General features: G+C 55.0%; 21 protein-coding genes, 3 tRNA genes and 1 pseudogene. 9 read left to right on the top strand and 16 right to left on the bottom strand.

The genetic code is table 11. The features are described 5' to 3' along the window. Nucleotides 1-3: 3 nt before the first annotated feature. The 6 genes from ACUXAC_RS10425 to ACUXAC_RS10450 all read right to left on the bottom strand — a co-directional run bounded on the left by ACUXAC_RS10425 (nucleotide 4) and on the right by ACUXAC_RS10450 (nucleotide 3,644). Nucleotides 4-495, bottom strand: coding sequence for a hypothetical protein (locus ACUXAC_RS10425; protein ID WP_454266644.1), 492 nt, complete (start codon nucleotides 493-495; stop codon nucleotides 4-6). Between the two features lie 42 nt (nucleotides 496-537). Then, nucleotides 538-1,953: a DnaB-like helicase C-terminal domain-containing protein gene (locus ACUXAC_RS10430; protein ID WP_454266645.1), complete on the bottom strand. Its 1,416-nt coding sequence runs from the start codon at nucleotides 1,951-1,953 to the stop codon at nucleotides 538-540. Beyond that, nucleotides 1,943-2,680, bottom strand: coding sequence for a helix-turn-helix domain-containing protein (locus ACUXAC_RS10435; RefSeq protein ID WP_060424859.1), 738 nt, complete (start codon nucleotides 2,678-2,680; stop codon nucleotides 1,943-1,945). The genes ACUXAC_RS10430 and ACUXAC_RS10435 overlap by 11 nt, the downstream gene beginning before the upstream one ends. Nucleotides 2,681-2,682: 2 nt before the next feature. Next, nucleotides 2,683-2,901: a hypothetical protein gene (locus tag ACUXAC_RS10440; protein ID WP_060424860.1), complete on the bottom strand. Its 219-nt coding sequence runs from the start codon at nucleotides 2,899-2,901 to the stop codon at nucleotides 2,683-2,685. A gap of 25 nt (nucleotides 2,902-2,926) precedes the next feature. After that, nucleotides 2,927-3,379, bottom strand: a complete 453-nt coding sequence (locus tag ACUXAC_RS10445) for a toxin YdaT family protein (protein ID WP_060424914.1) — start codon at nucleotides 3,377-3,379, stop codon at nucleotides 2,927-2,929. A gap of 61 nt (nucleotides 3,380-3,440) precedes the next feature. After that, on the bottom strand, nucleotides 3,441-3,644 hold the full coding sequence (locus ACUXAC_RS10450) for a Cro/CI family transcriptional regulator (RefSeq protein WP_261456199.1): 204 nt from the start codon (nucleotides 3,642-3,644) through the stop codon (nucleotides 3,441-3,443). A gap of 79 nt (nucleotides 3,645-3,723) precedes the next feature. On the opposite strand from ACUXAC_RS10450, the gene ACUXAC_RS10455 reads away from it, so the two are divergent. From ACUXAC_RS10455 to ACUXAC_RS10485, 7 genes are all read left to right on the top strand, one after another. Further along, nucleotides 3,724-4,125, top strand: coding sequence for a helix-turn-helix domain-containing protein (locus ACUXAC_RS10455; RefSeq protein ID WP_261456198.1), 402 nt, complete (start codon nucleotides 3,724-3,726; stop codon nucleotides 4,123-4,125). An 862-nt stretch (nucleotides 4,126-4,987) separates the two neighbouring features. Further along, nucleotides 4,988-5,305: a hypothetical protein gene (locus ACUXAC_RS10460; RefSeq protein ID WP_454266646.1), complete on the top strand. Its 318-nt coding sequence runs from the start codon at nucleotides 4,988-4,990 to the stop codon at nucleotides 5,303-5,305. 10 nt (nucleotides 5,306-5,315) lie between these two features. Next, a complete protein-coding gene (locus ACUXAC_RS10465) occupies nucleotides 5,316-5,594 on the top strand; it encodes a hypothetical protein (protein WP_443022120.1) in 279 nt (92 codons plus the stop codon). 51 nt (nucleotides 5,595-5,645) lie between these two features. Further along, on the top strand, nucleotides 5,646-7,805 hold the full coding sequence (locus tag ACUXAC_RS10470) for a hypothetical protein (protein ID WP_454266647.1): 2,160 nt from the start codon (nucleotides 5,646-5,648) through the stop codon (nucleotides 7,803-7,805). Then, entirely contained in the window at nucleotides 7,802-8,302 is a 501-nt protein-coding gene (locus ACUXAC_RS10475; protein ID WP_122004081.1) for a siphovirus Gp157 family protein, read from the top strand. The genes ACUXAC_RS10470 and ACUXAC_RS10475 overlap by 4 nt, the downstream gene beginning before the upstream one ends. A 391-nt stretch (nucleotides 8,303-8,693) precedes the next feature. Then, on the top strand, nucleotides 8,694-8,918 hold the full coding sequence (locus tag ACUXAC_RS10480; RefSeq protein ID WP_060424873.1) for a DUF4224 domain-containing protein: 225 nt from the start codon (nucleotides 8,694-8,696) through the stop codon (nucleotides 8,916-8,918). Further along, the gene (locus ACUXAC_RS10485; protein ID WP_454266648.1) at nucleotides 8,919-9,935 is read left to right on the top strand and encodes a tyrosine-type recombinase/integrase; all 1,017 of its coding nucleotides are present in this window, start codon (nucleotides 8,919-8,921) and stop codon (nucleotides 9,933-9,935) included. It begins immediately after the preceding gene. Nucleotides 9,936-10,078: 143 nt separating this feature from the next. Here the strand turns inward: ACUXAC_RS10485 and ACUXAC_RS10490 are convergent. The 10 genes and pseudogenes from ACUXAC_RS10490 to uvrY all read right to left on the bottom strand — a co-directional run bounded on the left by ACUXAC_RS10490 (nucleotide 10,079) and on the right by uvrY (nucleotide 17,001). Continuing rightward, nucleotides 10,079-10,164 (bottom strand) — tRNA-Leu (locus tag ACUXAC_RS10490). Nucleotides 10,165-10,174: 10 nt separating this feature from the next. Beyond that, nucleotides 10,175-10,248: transfer RNA gene (locus ACUXAC_RS10495), tRNA-Cys, on the bottom strand. A gap of 361 nt (nucleotides 10,249-10,609) precedes the next feature. After that, nucleotides 10,610-11,062: a hypothetical protein gene (locus ACUXAC_RS10500; protein WP_102984888.1), complete on the bottom strand. Its 453-nt coding sequence runs from the start codon at nucleotides 11,060-11,062 to the stop codon at nucleotides 10,610-10,612. Nucleotides 11,063-11,581: 519 nt separating this feature from the next. Next, nucleotides 11,582-12,079 carry a hypothetical protein gene (locus ACUXAC_RS10505; RefSeq protein ID WP_387442720.1) on the bottom strand — a complete coding sequence of 166 codons (498 nt, stop codon included), beginning with the start codon at nucleotides 12,077-12,079 and terminating at the stop codon, nucleotides 11,582-11,584. Between the two features lie 16 nt (nucleotides 12,080-12,095). Further along, nucleotides 12,096-12,446 (bottom strand): annotated as a pseudogene (locus ACUXAC_RS10510) (alpha/beta fold hydrolase); the annotation flags it as partial. A 159-nt stretch (nucleotides 12,447-12,605) separates the two neighbouring features. Then, a complete protein-coding gene (locus ACUXAC_RS10515) occupies nucleotides 12,606-13,376 on the bottom strand; it encodes a hypothetical protein (protein WP_060419592.1) in 771 nt (256 codons plus the stop codon). Nucleotides 13,377-13,692: 316 nt separating this feature from the next. After that, a tRNA-Gly gene (locus tag ACUXAC_RS10520) sits at nucleotides 13,693-13,768 on the bottom strand. 144 nt (nucleotides 13,769-13,912) lie between these two features. Further along, complete coding sequence (pgsA, locus tag ACUXAC_RS10525; RefSeq protein WP_033642639.1) at nucleotides 13,913-14,461, bottom strand: CDP-diacylglycerol--glycerol-3-phosphate 3-phosphatidyltransferase; 549 nt, start codon at nucleotides 14,459-14,461, stop codon at nucleotides 13,913-13,915. A gap of 58 nt (nucleotides 14,462-14,519) precedes the next feature. After that, complete coding sequence (gene uvrC / locus ACUXAC_RS10530; RefSeq protein WP_072271027.1) at nucleotides 14,520-16,352, bottom strand: excinuclease ABC subunit UvrC; 1,833 nt, start codon at nucleotides 16,350-16,352, stop codon at nucleotides 14,520-14,522. Further along, nucleotides 16,345-17,001, bottom strand: coding sequence for a UvrY/SirA/GacA family response regulator transcription factor (gene uvrY, locus ACUXAC_RS10535; protein ID WP_004927947.1), 657 nt, complete (start codon nucleotides 16,999-17,001; stop codon nucleotides 16,345-16,347). Before uvrY ends, uvrC begins: the two co-directional genes overlap by 8 nt. Before the next feature lie 704 nt (nucleotides 17,002-17,705). Between uvrY and ACUXAC_RS10540 the strand changes: the two genes are divergently transcribed. Both ACUXAC_RS10540 and ACUXAC_RS10545 read left to right on the top strand, forming a co-directional pair. Further along, complete coding sequence (locus tag ACUXAC_RS10540; protein WP_004927950.1) at nucleotides 17,706-17,930, top strand: DUF2594 family protein; 225 nt, start codon at nucleotides 17,706-17,708, stop codon at nucleotides 17,928-17,930. A gap of 142 nt (nucleotides 17,931-18,072) precedes the next feature. Further along, nucleotides 18,073-18,393, top strand: a complete 321-nt coding sequence (locus tag ACUXAC_RS10545) for a GlpM family protein (RefSeq protein ID WP_454266710.1) — start codon at nucleotides 18,073-18,075, stop codon at nucleotides 18,391-18,393. Nucleotides 18,394-18,410 lie beyond the last annotated feature (17 nt).

An 18,410-nucleotide genomic window follows, 5' to 3' on the forward strand; every position in this document is an offset into this window, starting at 1 on the left:
AGGTCACCCTCTTGCTAAATGCTGCTGGTTCTCAGAGTTGACGTAGAACTGCCCGTCAACGTGAGTGAGGGTAAATTCCGGTACCGGTTTTTCGTGTCGGGTGATCTCGACATGAGGGGAGTTGATCATCGTCAGGATACGGGTCTGCAGGTGTCGCTGCGTCAGGCCATGTTCTGGGTAATACGTATCCAAGGCCGTCATGATGCCGCGATAAGTCAGGGTTTTACCCATCATTACCGCCGCTAAGTTACGAGTGGGAAAATCGACTTTTAAGGATTTTTTCTTGCCGGCCGTACGCTTATCGGCTTTGGCCGCCGTTTTGGCATACTTGGGAGGCACAACCTGTTCAGGAACCGGCGGCAAGACGAATGTCGAACCGGTACGTGCCCGGGCATTAGCGTTCATGCGCCAGATAATCAGAGCGGTGTGATCGCAGCCGTCATCGATGACTTCTGCCCCAGGTTTTTTCGCGAAAATTAATTCTGTAGTGCTCATGGGTCTTTCCTTTTGGTCAATATCACGCTGGTCAGGCGCCGGTTAAAAACTCTTTGTCGCTTCGTTCTTGTCGGCGTAACGCCGCTCTCTCGCTTGCCCGGTTTGCGCCCGGCGCGCGGCCTCCTCGTCGGTTATGTCTCGGATATATCCGTTTTCCAGCAGCGCATACGCGGTGCCAGTAGCGCCCTCGCGGTTCAGGCGCAAAATCACTTCCATCAGCTGCGGGTCGGCGCCTTTGGTGTATACGGCGTCGCGGTACAGGCCGATCCACACGTCGCAATCCTGCTCGATCTGGCCAGTGTCTTTACTGTCGCTCGGCACCGGGCGCTTGTCGGCGCGGTCTTCGAGTTTGCGGTTCAGCTGGGTCAGCAGCAGCACCGGGCAATCCAATTCTTTGGCCAGATTTTTCAGGCCCGTGGTTATATCGCCATACGCAATATCGCGGCGCTCGGCTTCCTCGGCTTTCATCAGGGTCAGGTAGTCGATCGCCACCAGCCCCACCGTGCCGCGCTGGCGCTTCACTTTGCGGCACTCCGCCACGATGTGCGCCAGCGTTACGCCCGGCGTACTGTCGATCATCAGATTTGACTCGGCCAGCTCGGTGGCCTTGGCCATGGCACGCGCCATATCGCTGTCGTCGTGGGCGCCAACGTAGAAAATCTCCGATTTCACGCGGGCTTCCTGTGCGACCATTCGCTCGATGATCCCCCGGTCGGTCATTTCCAGGCTGAAAACGAGCGTCGGCAGTCGGTGGTTCAACGCAAAGTGCGCGCTGATTTTGTTGTACAGCGCGGTTTTACCCATCTTCGGGCGGGCTCCCACCACAACCAGCGCGCCACGCAGCACCTGTTTCGGGTACATCAGCCGGTCGAGGCTCTCGATACCCAGCGTCAGGCCGGCGGCGCTGTCCGGGTCTTGGAAGCGGCGATCCATTTCATCCACCCACTCGCCGATCACTTCCCCCGCAACGCGCAAGCCGCCGCGTTTGCCAGTTCTTGCATGGTCGGATACCGCAGTGATCATCTGCTGTACGCTGGCGAGTTTGCTCGCAGCATCCATGCCGTTGTTAGCGCCAACCAGTTCAACGCAGGCGTAAAGCTTCTCCAGCGCGTAGCGGAGAACGGCTTTCTCACGCACGGCATGCGCATAGCTGACCATCGCGGGAACGCTGGTATTACGGCCGGTTTCCGCCAGGTACGCGAACCCGCCTACCTGTTCCAGCACGCCCTTGCTCTCGAGCGAATCGCTCAGGGTGATCAGGTCAGTCGGTCGGCTGGCGTTCACCAGCGCGCGCAGCTCAGTGAAAATTATCCGGTGCGCCGCCAGGTAGAACGATTCCGGTTTCAGCAGGCCGAACACTGCCGCCGCCCTGTCGTGCTCCGTGTTGTGCATCAGGCTGCCGAGAATGGCCTGCTCCAGGTCGATGTTGTACGGCGCGGTCGGCAGGTTATCGATCATCGGCGCGGCCCTCTTTCACGGCGACATAGCAGCGCTCAGTGATCAGGTAGTCGAAGTTTTTACGGCGCCACTGGCCACCGCGGCCGTTCGGCCGGTCTTCCAGCATCCACCGGCAATTTTCAGCGATGAACTGCAGGTAAAGCTCCCACCGGGTTTCGTTGAATTTGAATTTCTTCCAGAAGTTGCGCAGCGTACGCTTACGGCTATCCGTCAGGATTTGCACCGAAGCCATTTCCGGTAGCGTGGCGTGGTAGATATTGAGGATTTTTTGATAATCCATCCGATCTGCCTGTTGCTGCTCAGAGTGATCAGCGCCAGCTGATCCACCATCAATCGGTTCATTGACTGATTCAAAAGAGTGACTGATTCTGGGTGCAGGAGCTGCACCACCCCCTGGTGCAGGAGATTCACCACCTGGTGCAGGAGCTGCACCATAGGGTGCAGGATTTGCACCATTGCCAGATAAGGTGATGTGGTAAACATTTGAGCGATTAAGCCCATTCTCCGCCAGGCGTTTTTCGATGCGCACCAGCCCATCTTTGACCAACTGTCGAATGTGATTTTGCACCGATCGCTCGGAGATCTCGCACTGCTCGGCGATGTAAGGCACCGATGGCCAGCATTCACCCTGATCGCTGGCATTGTCGGCCAGTTTCAGCAGCACCAATTTGCGCAGCGGGTTGCCGACTTTGATTTTCATGGCCCGCACCATCATTTCCATACTCATGATCAGATCCCCAGCGAGTCTGCAAGCTGGCGGCACGCATCCTGGTACTGCTCCGGCGATAGGTTTTCTTCTCGCAGTGCGGCCTTGCGCTGCTCGTATTGCTCCCAGACAGCATGCGCGGCAGCCTGGCGATCTTCGAAAATCGGTCTAATCTCTGCGGCGTCGGCAGGTACGCCATTAAGGCGCCAGCCATTCCGGTATGTGATGTGATCAGTTTGCATATTGGCCTTTCCTAGAATCTGGTTGTTACTGCGCGCTGGTCAGGCGCTGGGTATCTTGCAGAGCGTTTAGCGCCCCCGCTATCCGTTGAGGGGTATCGCAGGCGCCAAGCAAAATGGCGATCACCGCCGCGGCAAACTCACGTATGGCCACCGACAGTAAATACTGCACGGACACGCCGCCCAACCTTGCGCGCCGTTCAGCCGGCAGCGCCGCGGCCATAGCGTCGGCCAGCTCTCGCACCTTCGCCCGGGCGGCCTTAGACTCACCACGCAGCCAACGGAAAATCTGCTGACGGTTGTTGTTGATGGCGCGCCAATCCGCCCGACCGAAATCATCCTCGATCGGGTGAAGGCGAACCGTTTCCGATTCGGCGCCGAACAGGAACCACATCCGGCTGATCTCGATTGCCACATGTTCCTGTCCTCGCTCAGCCGCCCAGGCTGTAATCTCGTCTTTCAGAATCTCGATGTTTTCCACTTCGCGTCTCCTGTCGCTCAAAACTTGATTATGCTTAATCAGATTTTGGTGGGGGTTATGGTTAATCTGTCTCCGATGATTGCTTCTCAGCACCGTACAAGGTCATGTCGTACCTAAGAGCACCATTGGTTAGCTCTGCTAAACGGGCTGCTCGACGCTCAGGGATGATGTCTCCCCAGCGTGAAACGGATGCTTGGGAGACTCCCGCGGCTTTGGCTAGCTTGGTTTTGCTGCCAAAGAAATTTATAGCTTCTTCTTTGTGCACACTTACCTCCTGTCATTAACTTTGATTTGGACTTTATGACTTAACAAATGCTAAGTCAATCTAATTTATATTAACCCCTATGAAAACCGATAGCCTTAACGAACGCATTAGAGCGCGCAGAACCGAACTCCAAATGTCACAGCAAAAACTCGCTGATGCTGTGAGGGTCTCGCACGTCACTATTTTTAAGTGGGAGAATGGAGATACTGAACCGAAAGGAAAAAACCTATTCACCCTCAGCAAGGTCCTAAGGTGCTCGCCTACCTGGCTACTCTATGGCGACAAAGAAAGTACACCACTGCCGGCGGACCAATTGCCAACAGAGCTTGATGAAAGGCAAAAAAAACTGCTCGATCTCTTTGATTCTCTTCCTGAATCTGAAAAGGAACGTCACATAATGGACTTGGAACTCAAAGTTGATGGCTTTAATGCACTGTTTGAAGAGCTGTTAATGACGAGAAAAAAATCAACTAAAAAATAGTCAATAATTCAGTTGGTTATATTAATGTGTCTTGCAACTTAACTTTTTGCAAGTAAAAAGCATTGACCGATAACTTACCTTTGGTTAAGCTAATTCCATCAACAGCGCACTAACCCTGCAGCGGTTGTTCAGAAACAGTTCCGCCGGCCGGGCGATACACGGCAAAGAATTTGATTCGAAACGGGCCGCCCGGCGTCAGCCGGTGTGTTTTGGAGAAGGCGAACGGCAAGTAACCCTCCCTGTCACGGCAGTGAAACCGGTTGACGGCGTAATCCCGGTTAAAGAATGCCCCGTGAGGCTTAAACATCGCCCGTCCGCTCCACGTCACGGAGCACCACTATCAAAGAGCGCGGGCGTGCAAAACTGTATCTCACCCGGCGAACGTTAGTACCGAATCCCGGAGAGGGTTCGCCAATAGCGGACAGGATCGCTCTTTTTGATAGTGGTGAATGCCGGGGGCTTCGGGGCGTTGCTCTTGGCCACCACAACCGAAAAAACCATTGCTGTGTGTAGTCTTCGCCCTGTGCGTCGGGGCATTTTTTTCACACCGCATAAATCAGGAAAGACCATAGGCTTGATCAGCCACGATCTGACAGCAGGAATAGACTGCAGCACCTGACCAGTGTTTAACCGAGGAAAGACCATCGGGCCTCACCAGCCCTGACGGCCGGGAAAGACCGGCACCTAATTTTAGGCAGTAAAAAGCCCGCGCTAGGCGGGCTAATTACCCCGAGTTTACATCCCGGGGAGATGGTTGAAGGCGACCAAACCTTCAACGGGTGCCGGGAACCACCCCGGCGTTAGGAAAGACCGATACCACCACAAGGCACTACCGATCGGTGCCAGTATATCAGGAGTTGCTATGAAAGCACTACGGATACCCGTCACGCTCTACATCCACGCGAACGTTAGCCAGTTCACACAAGAAAAAATCTCCGTATTCACCATGGACATGTCGCAGTTCCCTGAATACGTGCTGCTTGAAACTCGCCAAACCCACGTCGACGTTAACCAGCCAGAGCCGATCGACATCATCGGGAGACAGGTCGAAGCGTTGCAGCTGGAAAAAGCACGGCTGGACGATTCTACAAGCAAGCGTATTGCAGAGATCGACGATCAAATTCAGCAGCTGCTATGCATTGAGCACTGCCCAGCCGACGCCGACGAACTCCCGTACTGAGGGCGTGGCCATGGATATCGAAATGGATAACCTGAAATCAGAGCTGGTGCTGTGGTATGGAGTCGATCCAGCAAGCCAGCGCGATCAGTTCGAAGCCGCGGCGACGCACGGCTATTCCGACGAGGCGATCGAAGTTTTCACCCACATCGACGGCACCGCCGCCGACACCCGCGACCGCCTGTTAATGGCCGTAATGATGGCGACGCCTGACACCCTGCAGCAACGCCAACGTGAGCTTTATAGCTGGTATTGCGACAACGTGAAAGCCGTAGCGCGCGACAAGTTTTAACCCAACCCGGCGCCTGACCAGCGCCGATTTTTAACAGAGGAAAGACCCAAAATGCCTATCTACATTTCACTTTTTGAGCCTAAGAAAAAGGCCCAGGTTAACGGCGCTGTGCCGCTGGTGATCGCGTTGGAAGCGCCAAACAAACGCGCGGCCGAAAGCATCGCTACCGGCAAACTGTACGAAGCCTACCCGGAGGGCGGCGACAACTTCTTCAATCCGAAAACTGTCGAAGATCAGACCGGCCACCCTCGCCCGGCCGTCGGTCAGTTCGATGAAAAGTTTGCCGCTGAGAACGTATTCGACGGCAGCGCGTGGACGCCAAAAGAGCCAGAGCCGGAAGTGCCGGCCGGTCCTATCGACCTGATGGCGCAGCCTGCCAACGTTCGGATCGCCGCCGTTGTGATGTACGGTGATGCCCAGATCGATGATAGCCAGTTATCGCTTGTTGTGGATTTGCTCAATGACGAGGAAACGCCAGATGATACCGGCATGCGCGCGGTGATCGACGGGCTTGTATCAGTTCCCGCTGTCGGCGCCATGTACCCCGCATCCGTCTACAAATTGGTTTCAGCACTGTTCCGGAATACTACTGCCATGCCGACCGAAGAGGCCACCATCGCATTCGCGCAGGCCTGGGTCGACAAGCCTGACGATCGCGAAAATCTAACGCAGAACAGCACCAGCACCAGCACCAGCACCAGCACCAGCACCGACAATATCGGCGGCGCGGCCGACTACAACACCCTAAGCATGCATACGGCACTGTCGATCATGGGTGTTAATCCTGCTGAGGCGAAAGCGGCCGATGTGAAGAACGCCAAAGAGATCATCGCCAACCGCGATAATGCCTGGCGCGCTTGGGACAAATCACTGCGTGTGATCGTCGGCATTCTCAACGTCGAAACCGATGTGCGCCACGGCATCATTTCCGACGGTCTGAAAAACCTCAAGCTGATCAGCGACGACGCCGAACGCCTGCACTTCGTGAAATCCCGTCTTGCTGGTCACCCTGCATGTCCTGAGCTGGAGAGCTACGGAAAGAACGCGCCACCGGTAGCAGTGGAAAATCTCGGCGGCCGCTTCTCTATCGAAGGTCTGATCGGCAACGGTGAGCAGCAGCATGCGGATCCAGACACGGCGCAATCTGCCGCCTCAAATCAGGGTGAAAAAACGGAAGTGGCGCAGCAGCAGATAGTTACCGACGCTGCAGCGGCGCAGGCCAAGCAGGAACTGGATCAGATGGGCTATGGCGTTTACGCCAACGCGCCAGCGGAGAAATCCCCGCAACTGCAGCAGGCGGAAGAAAACGCCGACCGCGCCGAAGCACTGGCGCAGCAGCTGAAAGCCGACGATTTCCAGCAGCGCGCCGCGCAGGTTGAGCAGGTAATCGCTGAGCAATCGGCGGAGGATGGCGACAACCTCGGAATTTGGAACCGCGTTTATAAGACCGATGCCAAGTTTACCAAGGCATTCAGCAATAACGGCGGCGGGACATCGATCAACGGCACATACATGGTGATGCAGGCCACCAAAGTATTCGGGCCACAGGGCATTAACTGGGGTGTAGAAATCATCGAAGAGCGTTTCGATAACGGCGCTCCAATCATGCGATCGGTGAAGCAGCAGGACGGGAGCTTTATTCAAGAGATCATTCCGAACGGCGCCGGCGGTTATCTGTGTGAGGTAAACCACACCGTGAAAATCCGCCTGTGGTACAAGCACAGCGGTAAGACTGGCGAGGTGATCGCTTATGGCTGCACCCCATACGTTTACAAGAGCAAAAACGGGCCACTCAGCGACGGTGAAGCGCCGAAAAAGTCTCTCACCGACGCCACCAAAAAAGCCCTGTCACAACTCGGCTTCTCCGCCGACGTGTTCCTCGGCCTGTACGACGATCTGACCTACCGCCAGGAGAACGATGCAGAGTTCGCGCTCAAGAACGCCAGCGAGAAAGCCGAGGGTGTAACCCGCATGCGCGAAGAGTTGGACGAGCATCTGGCGAAAGTCGCCGAGACCCTCAAAGGTGCGGTTACAGCCAATGAGGCGACCAAGGTTCACGGTTCTGTCGCCCGTGAGATTGAAGCCCATCGCAAGGCCGCCGACGGCAAAGGCGATAAAGAGTTTGCCCAATACCTGGCCGGCCGCCTGCGCCGCCTGACCGCACTGAAAGATGAACGCATCGCCGCATTGACCGAGGAGAAAGCATCATGAGTACTACCGCCATTGCATTAGCAGCTGATTACGCCAAGTTTCATGAGCTGATCGAAACCTCCGACGATCTGACGCCGGAGATGATCGCCGACACCCTGGAAGGTATCGAGGGGGCACTCGGCGACAAGCTGGACGCCGCTTTTATCCACGTTCGCAATATTGAGGGGCAGGCCGACACGCTGGCGGCGGAAATCAAACGCCTGACCGACCGTAAAAAGTCATTCGAGAACCGCGCAAAGTCGATCCGTAAATATGTTCTGGCATGCCTGCTGGCCAGCGGCCAGGGCTCCATTAAAACCATCGCAAATACTTTCACGGCGCGCAAAGGCTCCGCCAGCGTGGTGGTCGACAATGCCGACCTGCTGCCTGATGAACTGGTGACGGTGCAAACGGTGGTAGCGCCGGACAAGAAAGCCATCAAAGAGGCAATCGAGAACGGCGTGGAAGTCAAAGGCGCGCATATAGAAATCGGCGAGCCATCGCTGCAGGTGAGGTAACCAGATGCTAAATCGTTCACAACGGCGCGGCATCCCCGCCTATATCACACTTCCCGATGGTCGCGTAGGAACCATCATGACGGATCGACGTTGCGAGGTTATCTACAACCTACCGCCAGATGTGAAGATCAGCAGCAGGCCGCCGCCAAAGTTGATTAAGTCTAATCAGAAATAGGCCGTCACCATCGCTAGCATTGTGGGACACCTCACAACAAGGCAACCACAATGCAGCGATGGCAACCAGGCGCACGCCTACTTTCTGACTTCGATCTCAAAATCGGCCGACTGTCGGCAAGCGTAAGGAAAACGCAGCTCAGTGACCAAGATATTATCCTGGCGTGTCGTGTGACCGACGACGCAATCGCCCGGATGATTGAACCGAGGAAAGACCATGCGAAACGATCACGACATAATCACGAAAGAAGAGATGATTGAGTTGACCGGTCACCATTATAAGTCTAAACAGTGTGACGCTCTCCGCCGGGCCGGGATATTTTTTATTGAACGCCCTGACGGTCATCCAAAAACAACATGGGGGCATTTCCTTAACCCCGTAAAATACCGTAACGAACCGCCGAAACCTGTGGCGGAAGAACCAGATTTCGAGGCGATGTAAATGGCCGGCAAGCGCAAAAACCCCGCGGATAACTGGATGCCGTCTAGAGTATCGCGCGGCCGGTCCGCCTATGAATTCAAGCACCCGGATGGCAGAACTATAAGGCTCTGCCCTCTTGATGTGACGCAGTCCGCCGTCTGGGTGGCATACGAAAAATTTACCAGTCAAAAAGAGGATAAGGTAACGTTCAAAACTTTGGCTGATAGGTTCCTAAGCTCTGCTGAATTTACCGATTTAGCCTTCGACTCCCAGAAGGATTATCAGAAATATGCAAAAAAGGTAATGCCTGTATTTGGGAAGATGGATCCGAACAACATAAAGCCGGAGCACATAAGAAAATACATGGATAAGCGAGGGCTTAAAAGTAAAACCCAGGCTAACCGCGAAAAAACCTTCATGTCGCGGGTATTCGGTTGGAGCTACGAGCGCGGATATGTGAAAGGAAATCCCTGTAAAGGGGTGAGGCAATTTAAGGAGAAGTCTCGCGAGCGCTATATCACCGACGCCGAATACGATGCGGTCTATGCGGTCGCCCCTGATACTGTGAAAGTTGCAATGGAGATCGCCTATCTGTGCTGCGCCCGGCAGGCTGACGTGCTTGCGTTAAGTCGTTCGCAGATCCTAGATCCTGGGATCTTTATCCGCCAGGGCAAGACCGGCGCCAAGCAGATCAAAGCCTGGTCAGACCGACTACGTGCCGCGATAACGTTGGCCGACACGTTGCCAATCAAAGACGGAATTTCCAGCGTGTACGTGATCCACCAGCGTAACGGCAACCGCTACACGCGCGATGGATTTAATACCCAATGGCGCAATGCAAAGCTGGCGGCAATTGCCGCAAATCCCGATATGGATTTCGACTTCACATACCACGACCTGAAGGCGAAAGGCATTTCTGATCTGGACGGTTCTCTGACGGATAAGCAGGCGATCTCAGGCCACAAAAACGCGAGCCAGACGGCAATTTACGATCGCAAAGTGAAGATAGTGCCAGTGGTTGGCAATCAGAAAGGATGAATAAGTATGCTGCTTTCGGGATTTATCTTCTGAAAGCATCTTCTGAAGATGTTCTGAATGGTGATTTAAAGCACAAAAAAACCGCCTCTCGGCGGTTACGACATTACTACTTATTGCTTTGATTATTCGGTATTTTTATTCCCTGGTACCCGGGGCGGGACTTGAACCCGCACAGCCATAAGCCGAGGGATTTTAAATCCCTTGTGTCTACCGATTTCACCACCCGGGCTCGGGAAAGTTGGAGGCGCGTTCCGGAGTCGAACCGGACTGGACGGATTTGCAATCCGCTACATAACCGCTTTGTTAACGCGCCTTTATTCTGTTTGCCTTTTCAGGCCAAAGCCGGTGATTCACCCACTTCGTTTTGTTCTTTTGGTTGGCGATGTTGAAATCGCTTATCCTAATCATCTGATTCTTAAGTAATTTATTTCGTTACCGCCGAATCGATGGACTGCATTATGGACTAAACCCCCCACCTTGGCAACCCCCCGAAATAGCAAAAAGTTCTCTAACGCTTTCAACTGCTTATTTTATGGGCGCACTGTTCACAATGCCGACGCAAAGGCAAGCGGAATGTTGATTTTATATGCATCGGCTCAGGAATTCACGGGCAAATCGGTTCTTTTTTCTCGGCAGGAATCGCTTACCCGCGCCCTCTCCGGCTTTTCATTTGCTTATGGTGATGGGGTACCGTGCATAACATCCTCATGGGGGGCATCGCGCAACCTCCGGCGCCACCATAAAAACCCAGCGATCGTGCCCGGCAAAACCGCGATCGTACCAAAAATACGCTGATCGGCATTCAGCAAACCAGGAGCAACGGCGGATAGCACCGCGCATAACAGCAGAAACCACCGCAATCGGCGAATGCCGGGATGAGCGATTCCGACGATAGCCCCCACCAAACATGCCGGCAGAAAACCGAGCGCATAGGAAAAAGCCCCAATGAACACCAGCATTCCCAGCACATCGCCGACGTTAAAGTACCCAGGATCCACATAGCCACTGATACCAAACGTCATCAGCAGCAGCATCAGCATGCCCCCCAACGGCGGGGCGACCAGCCCGAAGAACAATATGCATCCTGCCAGTCTCCTGACCAGATGCCGTATAGCGCCAGACTTCATACTCCCTCCCGTTCCCGCTTCCTTAATGATACCGGCAGGATTGCAATAATGAGGCCCCTACCCGGCGGGCGCCCCAATCCATAGGCTTAAGTGGGTTTCTTCGAGACCTTTTCCTTCGCCGCAGGCAGCTGAACATAAGTCAGCGCGATTAATTGGGAAAGCCAGGCGCTATCGCCTCACTTCTCTTCCGGAATCACAAAACAAGGCTTTGCACCCGGATAAGGCGGCGCTTCTGAATATTCGTTCAGAAACGCTTTGCCGCCCTGCGTCGGTTTAACAAACAACCGATCATCGCAGACAAGCGCCACCATTTTCTCAGCGCAATAAATACCCTACTCACCGAACATCTTCTTCGCCGAAAGCTTACCCGACGCAGAGATATTGCCGATGATAAACTCTACCGTACTCAGTTTTGAAACCATCGGGCTCCCTTCTTCGTATTCGCAGTCCATCCGTATCAGGCTGGGCCTATTTCAGCTCCTCACCATAAACGCTCTTTCATCATGCAGACAGACCACTTCACTTTGCCGATATCCCAGCACTCAGCCGCGGCCAAAGCGCAGCGTGGCTGCGCCTGAACATGTTGATATGCCCGATCGCCTGACCATCAACCTCCGCCGGCTGCAGCAAGTGGACGGCATGTCGCGCGTTAGGCAACAGCCGCAGCCAGTCAGCGATACTGCGCGGCGTTACCAGCACGTCATCGGCGGCGGCAACCACGGCGATCGGTGCCTGGAATGCGGCATAGTAATGACGTTGAATTTCCGTACCAAAGGCATTTTCCACGTAGCCCGGCCGCCGACACCAAGCGGCCCATTGCCGGGCGACGCCGGCGGGTAAATCCTCTCCCCACCCCAGCCACTTTGCCGGCCCATAGCCGAGCAGCCGTACCGAGAGCGGAATATAGCCCCACATCAAGCCGATCGCCATCGCCCTGAACGGCCAACGGATATTGCCGATATAGCCAGAAGAAGCGGAAACCGCCGTCAGGCTGCGCACGGCATGGTGGTTCGGCATCAACCCCGCCAGCGCTGTGCCCGATCACATGCGCCTGTTGCGCAGCCGTTTTCGCCAGCAGCCAGTTCAGTGCCGCCGGCATATCACACTCTCCCCAGTCCTGTTTACGGGCTTTGGAGTACCGGACATGCGCTTCCGCCAGTGAAACGCCGACGCCCCGATAATCGAACACCATCACCGGATGCCCCTGCTCGCTCAGCCACTGTGCAAAGGCATAGTAGAACCCTTGTTTAACGCCTGTGGCGGGGCAAATCAGCACCGGCGTATTGCTACCGCCCAATGCAGGAAAATAGCTGCCGCCCAACACATAGCCGTCCGCAGCGGTAAAGCGGATGGCGTCGTGCGCCGTCTTATTTTCTTCCTGCATGGCGATCCTCCCGGCCTAGCCAAAATTCTGCCGCTCATTCTTGCATCGTTCAACGGCGGCATCCAGCAGGCGAGCGCTAGCGGGAGACCACGATCGAGTTTCTGCCTCATCGGAACGGCTTTGGCCACAGAAAGAAAACGAGCGTCCAACGGCGCCTTGTTACTCGTTATGCCACAGGTAGCTATTCTCCACCTCAGGCCGCCAGGTTGCGCAGCTCTCCCCCGTTCCATGATTGGCCGAAGTCCAGGGGTTTTCGATAAACGGCCATGGCCTATTTGTGCGTGACGCCTGCTGAACGAGGACCCTCATCGAAAGCACCCCGGAGTGGCTCCAGCTCAACGGGTTCGGGATCTCCGCACAATAGTTCAGCGTGGGCCCAAATTCCCCCGGCGTTTTCGGCAGCGCGAGATTGACAGACACCGAAGCCCCCATGCTCAAAGCATGCCGGTTTTTTGCATACTCAGGTAAGGCAACCTCTGCGCGCTGCAACGCCTGTTGCACACTGGGCTGGCGCCACACAGGTTTCAGAGGCAGCACCAAAGTGACCCCATCCAGCAACGCACCACGGTGGCTGACAGGGAGATTGAAAGTAAGGCGCGTCGGCTGCTGTTCCGACGGGCCAGGTATAATTTGCGGCCGCACGGTCACCGTATGGTCTATTATGTCATCCGCAAAATGCGGTGAGGGGTAACACGTCACGCCGGTCATGCAGCGCGTAAGCTTTAAGCGCCTGCTCTGCTTCCAATAATGCCCGGTCACTCCCGAGCCCTGAATCATCGCGGCCAGCGCGGCTTGATTATCTGTCGGGCTCGCATACGGATAATGCAGCGCGTAAGTTTCAACGGTGAACGCGACGGTGTCGCCGGCTGTCGATTCCGCTGACCAAGACCACCCTATCGTTACCATGACGATCCACAAAATGCGGTGCATACCCACAGCCACCTCCTTGTTATCAGACTCACGGAAATATCCCTTCCTGCAGTCGCTTGTTCATCATCGCCGGGTGGCGACAATGCCTGATCGGTCGCTTAGATATCCAGACTATTTGTCAGGAGAGAAAAAGTACATCATTAGGAAGAGAAATGCGCGATTCTGTTGCTTCGGTATATCGAATCGACGGCCAGAAACATAGCCGCTGATTAAAGAGGGGTGAGGTACAGAAAGCGAGAGGGAGTAGAAAACGAAAAAGGGGCCGAGGCCCCTTTCGCTTACCTGCTGAATCACCGGGATTCAACAAGCTAATGTTTGGAGCGGGAAACGAGGCTCGAACTCGCGACCTCAACCTTGGCAAGGTTGCGCTCTACCAACTGAGCTATTCCCGCATTACCAGAACTGACTGATTTCTTTGCTAACTTTCTGCAATTCATCGTTGCCGTCTGATGCGATGCATTCTACTTACCTGACGTGATGAGTCAATAAAATTGTTGGCTCATCACGATCGTTTGCCGATTTTTGCAGCGCATCGATCACGGTTCCAGCAGATCGTTGCGCGCGGCATTCAAATATTGGAACATCGACCAGAAAGTCAGCACCGCCGCGATATACAGCAAACCGATCGCCACATACTCTACGGAGCGGTCCGGCCGCCACAGCAAGCCCACCAGCGACATCATCTGCGCCATGGTTTTCACTTTGCCGATCCAGGACACCGCCACGCTGCTGCGTTTGCCAATTTCCGCCATCCACTCTCGCAGCGACGAAATGATGATTTCACGGGCGATCATGGTGGCCGCCGGCAGCGTGATCCACCAACTGTGGTAGTGCTCCGCCACCAGCACCAGCGCCACCGCCACCATCACTTTGTCCGCAACCGGATCCAAAAACGCCCCAAAGCGCGTCGTTTGTTTCCAGCGGCGTGCCAGGAAGCCGTCAAACCAGTCGGTGACGGCGGCAAACACAAAGATAACGGCGCAAACCATCGGAGCCCAGCTGAACGGCAGATAAAACGCCAGCACAAAGAATGGGATCAGAACTACGCGAAACAGGGTAAGCCAAGTCGGTATATTCAATTGCATAATGCTACGGTAACTATCTGGCTAGAGTGGAAATTAAGAGTATGTTGCTACATTGCCCTCAGTGTTTCAATGCATTGTAGATCTTTTCTGCCAATGCTTGTGAAATACCCGGCACTTTTGCAATTTCCTCCACGCTGGCGTTCAACAAAGGTTGCAGTCCGCCCATATACTTCAACAGCACCTGGCGCCGTTTCGGCCCTACGCCTTCAATCAGCTCCAGTGCGCTGGTATTTCTGACTTTCGCCCTTCTCTGCCGGTGGCCGGTAATCGCATGATTGTGCGAATCATCGCGGATGTGTTGGATCACATGCAGCGCCGGCGAATCCGGCGGCAGCGAAATCCCCTCGCCTTCCGGCACGAAGAACAGCGTTTCTAACCCGGCCTTGCGATCGGCGCCTTTGGCGATGCCAATCAGCAGCGGCTTGTTCTTGTCCCAGGTAACGTTCAGCGATTTGAACACGTCGATCGCCATGCCGAGCTGCCCTTTGCCGCCGTCGATGAAGATGACATCCGGGATCTTTTTCTCTTCCAGCGCCTTACCGTAACGGCGCTTCAGCACCTGCGTCATCGCCGCGTAGTCATCGCCGGGGGTGATGCCGCTGATATTGTAGCGCCGATACTCCGCGCGTACCGGGCCGTTACCGTCGAACACCACGCACGAAGCCACGGTTTGTTCGCCCATGGTGTGGCTGATATCGAAGCACTCCATACGGTTGATTTCCGTCAGGTTCAGCACCTTGGCCAGCTCCGCCAGCCGCTGATGGATCGTCGACTGTTGCGAAAGCTTGGTGGTCAACGCCGTTGCCGCGTTGGTACGCGCCAGCTTCAGATAACGGGCGCGGTCACCGCGCGGTTTGCTTTGAATTTGGATCTTGCGCCCCGCCAACTCGGAGAGCGACTCCGCAAGCAGGTCTTTTTCCGGCAGGCTGAAATCCAACAGGATCTCGCCGGGCAACGTACGCGCCTGGCTGCCTTGCAGGTAGAACTGGCCGACAAAGGTCTGCACCACTTCGCTCATATCCGTGCCGCCCGGCACTTTAGGGAAATAGCTGCGGCTCCCCAGCACCTTGCCCTGACGGATGAACAACACATGCAGGCACGCCATACCGGCGTCGAACGCCACGCCGATCACGTCCAGATCGTCGCTGTCGCCCGACACGAACTGCCGTTCGGTAACGCGGCGCACGGCCTGAATTTGATCGCGAATGCGCGCCGCCTCTTCGAAATTGAGCAGTTTGCTGGCTGCTTCCATGCGCGCAATCAGCTGATGCAGCACCTGCTGATCTTTGCCCGAAAGGAACAGCCGCACGTAGTCCACCTGCTGCCGGTACTCTTCTTCACTCACCAGGCCGGCGACGCAAGGGCCCAGGCAGCGGCCGATCTGATACTGCAGGCAGGGGCGCGAGCGATTACGATACACGCTGTTTTCGCACTGGCGGATCGGGAACAGCTTCTGCAGCAGCGCCAGCGTTTCACGCACGGCATAAGAGTTGGGAAAAGGCCCGAAATATTCGCCCTTGGCGTGTTTGGCGCCGCGGTGCACCGCCAAACGGGGATGGGTATCCGCGCTGAGAAAAATCAGCGGATAAGATTTATCGTCGCGCAAAAGAACATTATATCGCGGTTGGTACAATTTAATGTAGTTATGTTCCAACAACAGCGCTTCCGTTTCGGTGTGGGTAACCGTTACGTCTATTTGCGCGATATTTTTAACCAGCGTCTCGGTTTTACGGCTGCTGACCTGCTGCCGAAAATAGCTGGCGAGACGTTTTTTCAGGTCTTTGGCTTTACCGACGTAGATCACCGTGCCCGTGGCGTCGTACATACGGTAGACGCCGGGCTGGCTGGTGACGGTACTCAGGAAGGCTTTGGCATCAAAACGGTCATTCACTGCTTAACAACGTCTCCGCATTGAACAATCCATGTCGGATGGCCAGGTGAGTCAGTTCGACGTCGCCGCTGATATTCAGTTTGCTGAACATGCGGTAACGGTAACTGTTCACCGTTTTCGGGCTGAGACTCAACTGCTCCGAGATCTCATTCACTTTTTTGCCTTTGGTGATCATCAGCATGATCTGCAACTCGCGTTCAGACAGGCAGCTGAACGGCGTTTCGGCCTGGGGCTCCAGCTGACTCAGGGCCATCTGCTGGGCGATATCAGACGCGATATAGCGCTGCCCCGCATGCACGGAGCGCAAGGCGTTAATCACTTCCTGCGGCGCGGCGCCCTTGCTCAGGTAACCGGCGGCCCCCGCCTGCATCACCTTCGCGGGCAGCGGGTTTTCAGTATGGATAGTCAACATGATGACTTTGACGTCGGGTGCATAACGCACAATCTTGCGCGTGGCTTCCAGCCCGCCAATGCCCGGCATATTCATGTCCATCAGCACGATATCGACAGCGTTGCCACGGCACCATTTTACGGCGTCTTCACCGCACTGGGCCTCACCGACAACTTTTATACCTTTGATATCTTCAAGAATGCGTCGTATCCCTGCGCGCACCAGTTCGTGGTCATCAACAAGAAGAACGCTAATCAAGGAAAAATCTCCAAAAAAAGGGAGTAACGCAATCAGCCTCTGTTTTCGCCAGAGATATTACTTGTTTTTCAGACAAGAATGAACACAGATTAATACATACTTCCGAATAACTTTGCGGAGCAGAGCTGATTTTTCAATTTTAGCCATCTATGCCGCCAATAAATCGTCACGTCGGAAAAGAACGGGCGACGAAAATAATTTCGTTGCGCCGCGTCAGACACAGGATAGCGCGATAATCATGCAGCGAGGGGGAAATCTGTGTAAGCAATCACGACATGAATAATATTAGCACGGCGGTTGGCCGTTTGTAATCATTTGATATTTAAAGACGTAGCAAAAACCACCGCCATCGCCGGCCGAACACCCGGCGTGCAGAACTATTATTCCCGGCGAACATCGGCAAAATCGGTGCCAGCCGCCTCAAATAATTATAATAACCCCAATGGTTCAACAATAACGTGCCGGACAAATACTTGTTAACCGCCCCGAAATAACTTACCGATAATGGATGATTCAGGCTGGCGTTGAACGGGCGCTGCCCACCGGCGTGAGTGGAGCAAGCCCGGTGCAGATGATGGACGCATGCTATGCTATACTCCGCGCCCAGTTAAATTCGCCGCCGCGCATGGGGCAACGTTTAGCCCGCGCGCGGTGCGCCAAAGCAGCTTGTATCAGGCTACGGCCTCAAAAAATCAGGAGAGAAAATGAGCAACGTTGATTTCACTACGTCTGCAAACCCGGAGATCTTGGCGACCGAGGTTGCCTGCCTCAAAGCCACGCTGACGCTGATCCTGAAGTCGATCGGCCAGGCCGACGCCGGGAAAGTTATCATCAACATGGAACGTTTTATCGCCCAGATTGAAGATCCCACCCAGGCGGAAATCTTCAAGAACAGCATTCAGCAAATCAAGCACGCTTACCGTCAGTAAGCGTTGCGTCTCAGACCCGCGCTTCATGCGGGTCTGCTTTTCCCCGCGTTACGCCACACCCCATTGATCTTGCACGTGCTTTCGGGCAGTGTGTTGGCTTTCCCCCACACCCGAGACCATTATGGGCATCCTTGTCTAAGCGCTGATCGGCGCACTGGTCGTGGTTCTGATCGGCCTGCTGGCCAAAACGCGCAACTATTATATCGCCGGTTTAGTTCCGCTTTTCCCCACTTTCGCCCTGATTGCGCACTACATTGTCGGCAACGAGCGTTCCATTGCGGCGCTGAAAACGACGCTAATTTTCGGCATGTGGGCAGTGCTGCCCTATCTGGTGTATTTGATTTCTCTGTATTTCCTGATTAACAGCCTGCGGCTGTCGTTGGCCCTGGGGGCGGCGGTGCTGTGCTGGATTGCGGCGGCGTGGCTATTAATTACCCTATGGGGATGGTGGCAAGGACGTTAACGCCCTTGCCCGGCCGG

This window comes from Serratia sp. 121840015-1, from assembly GCF_053627655.1.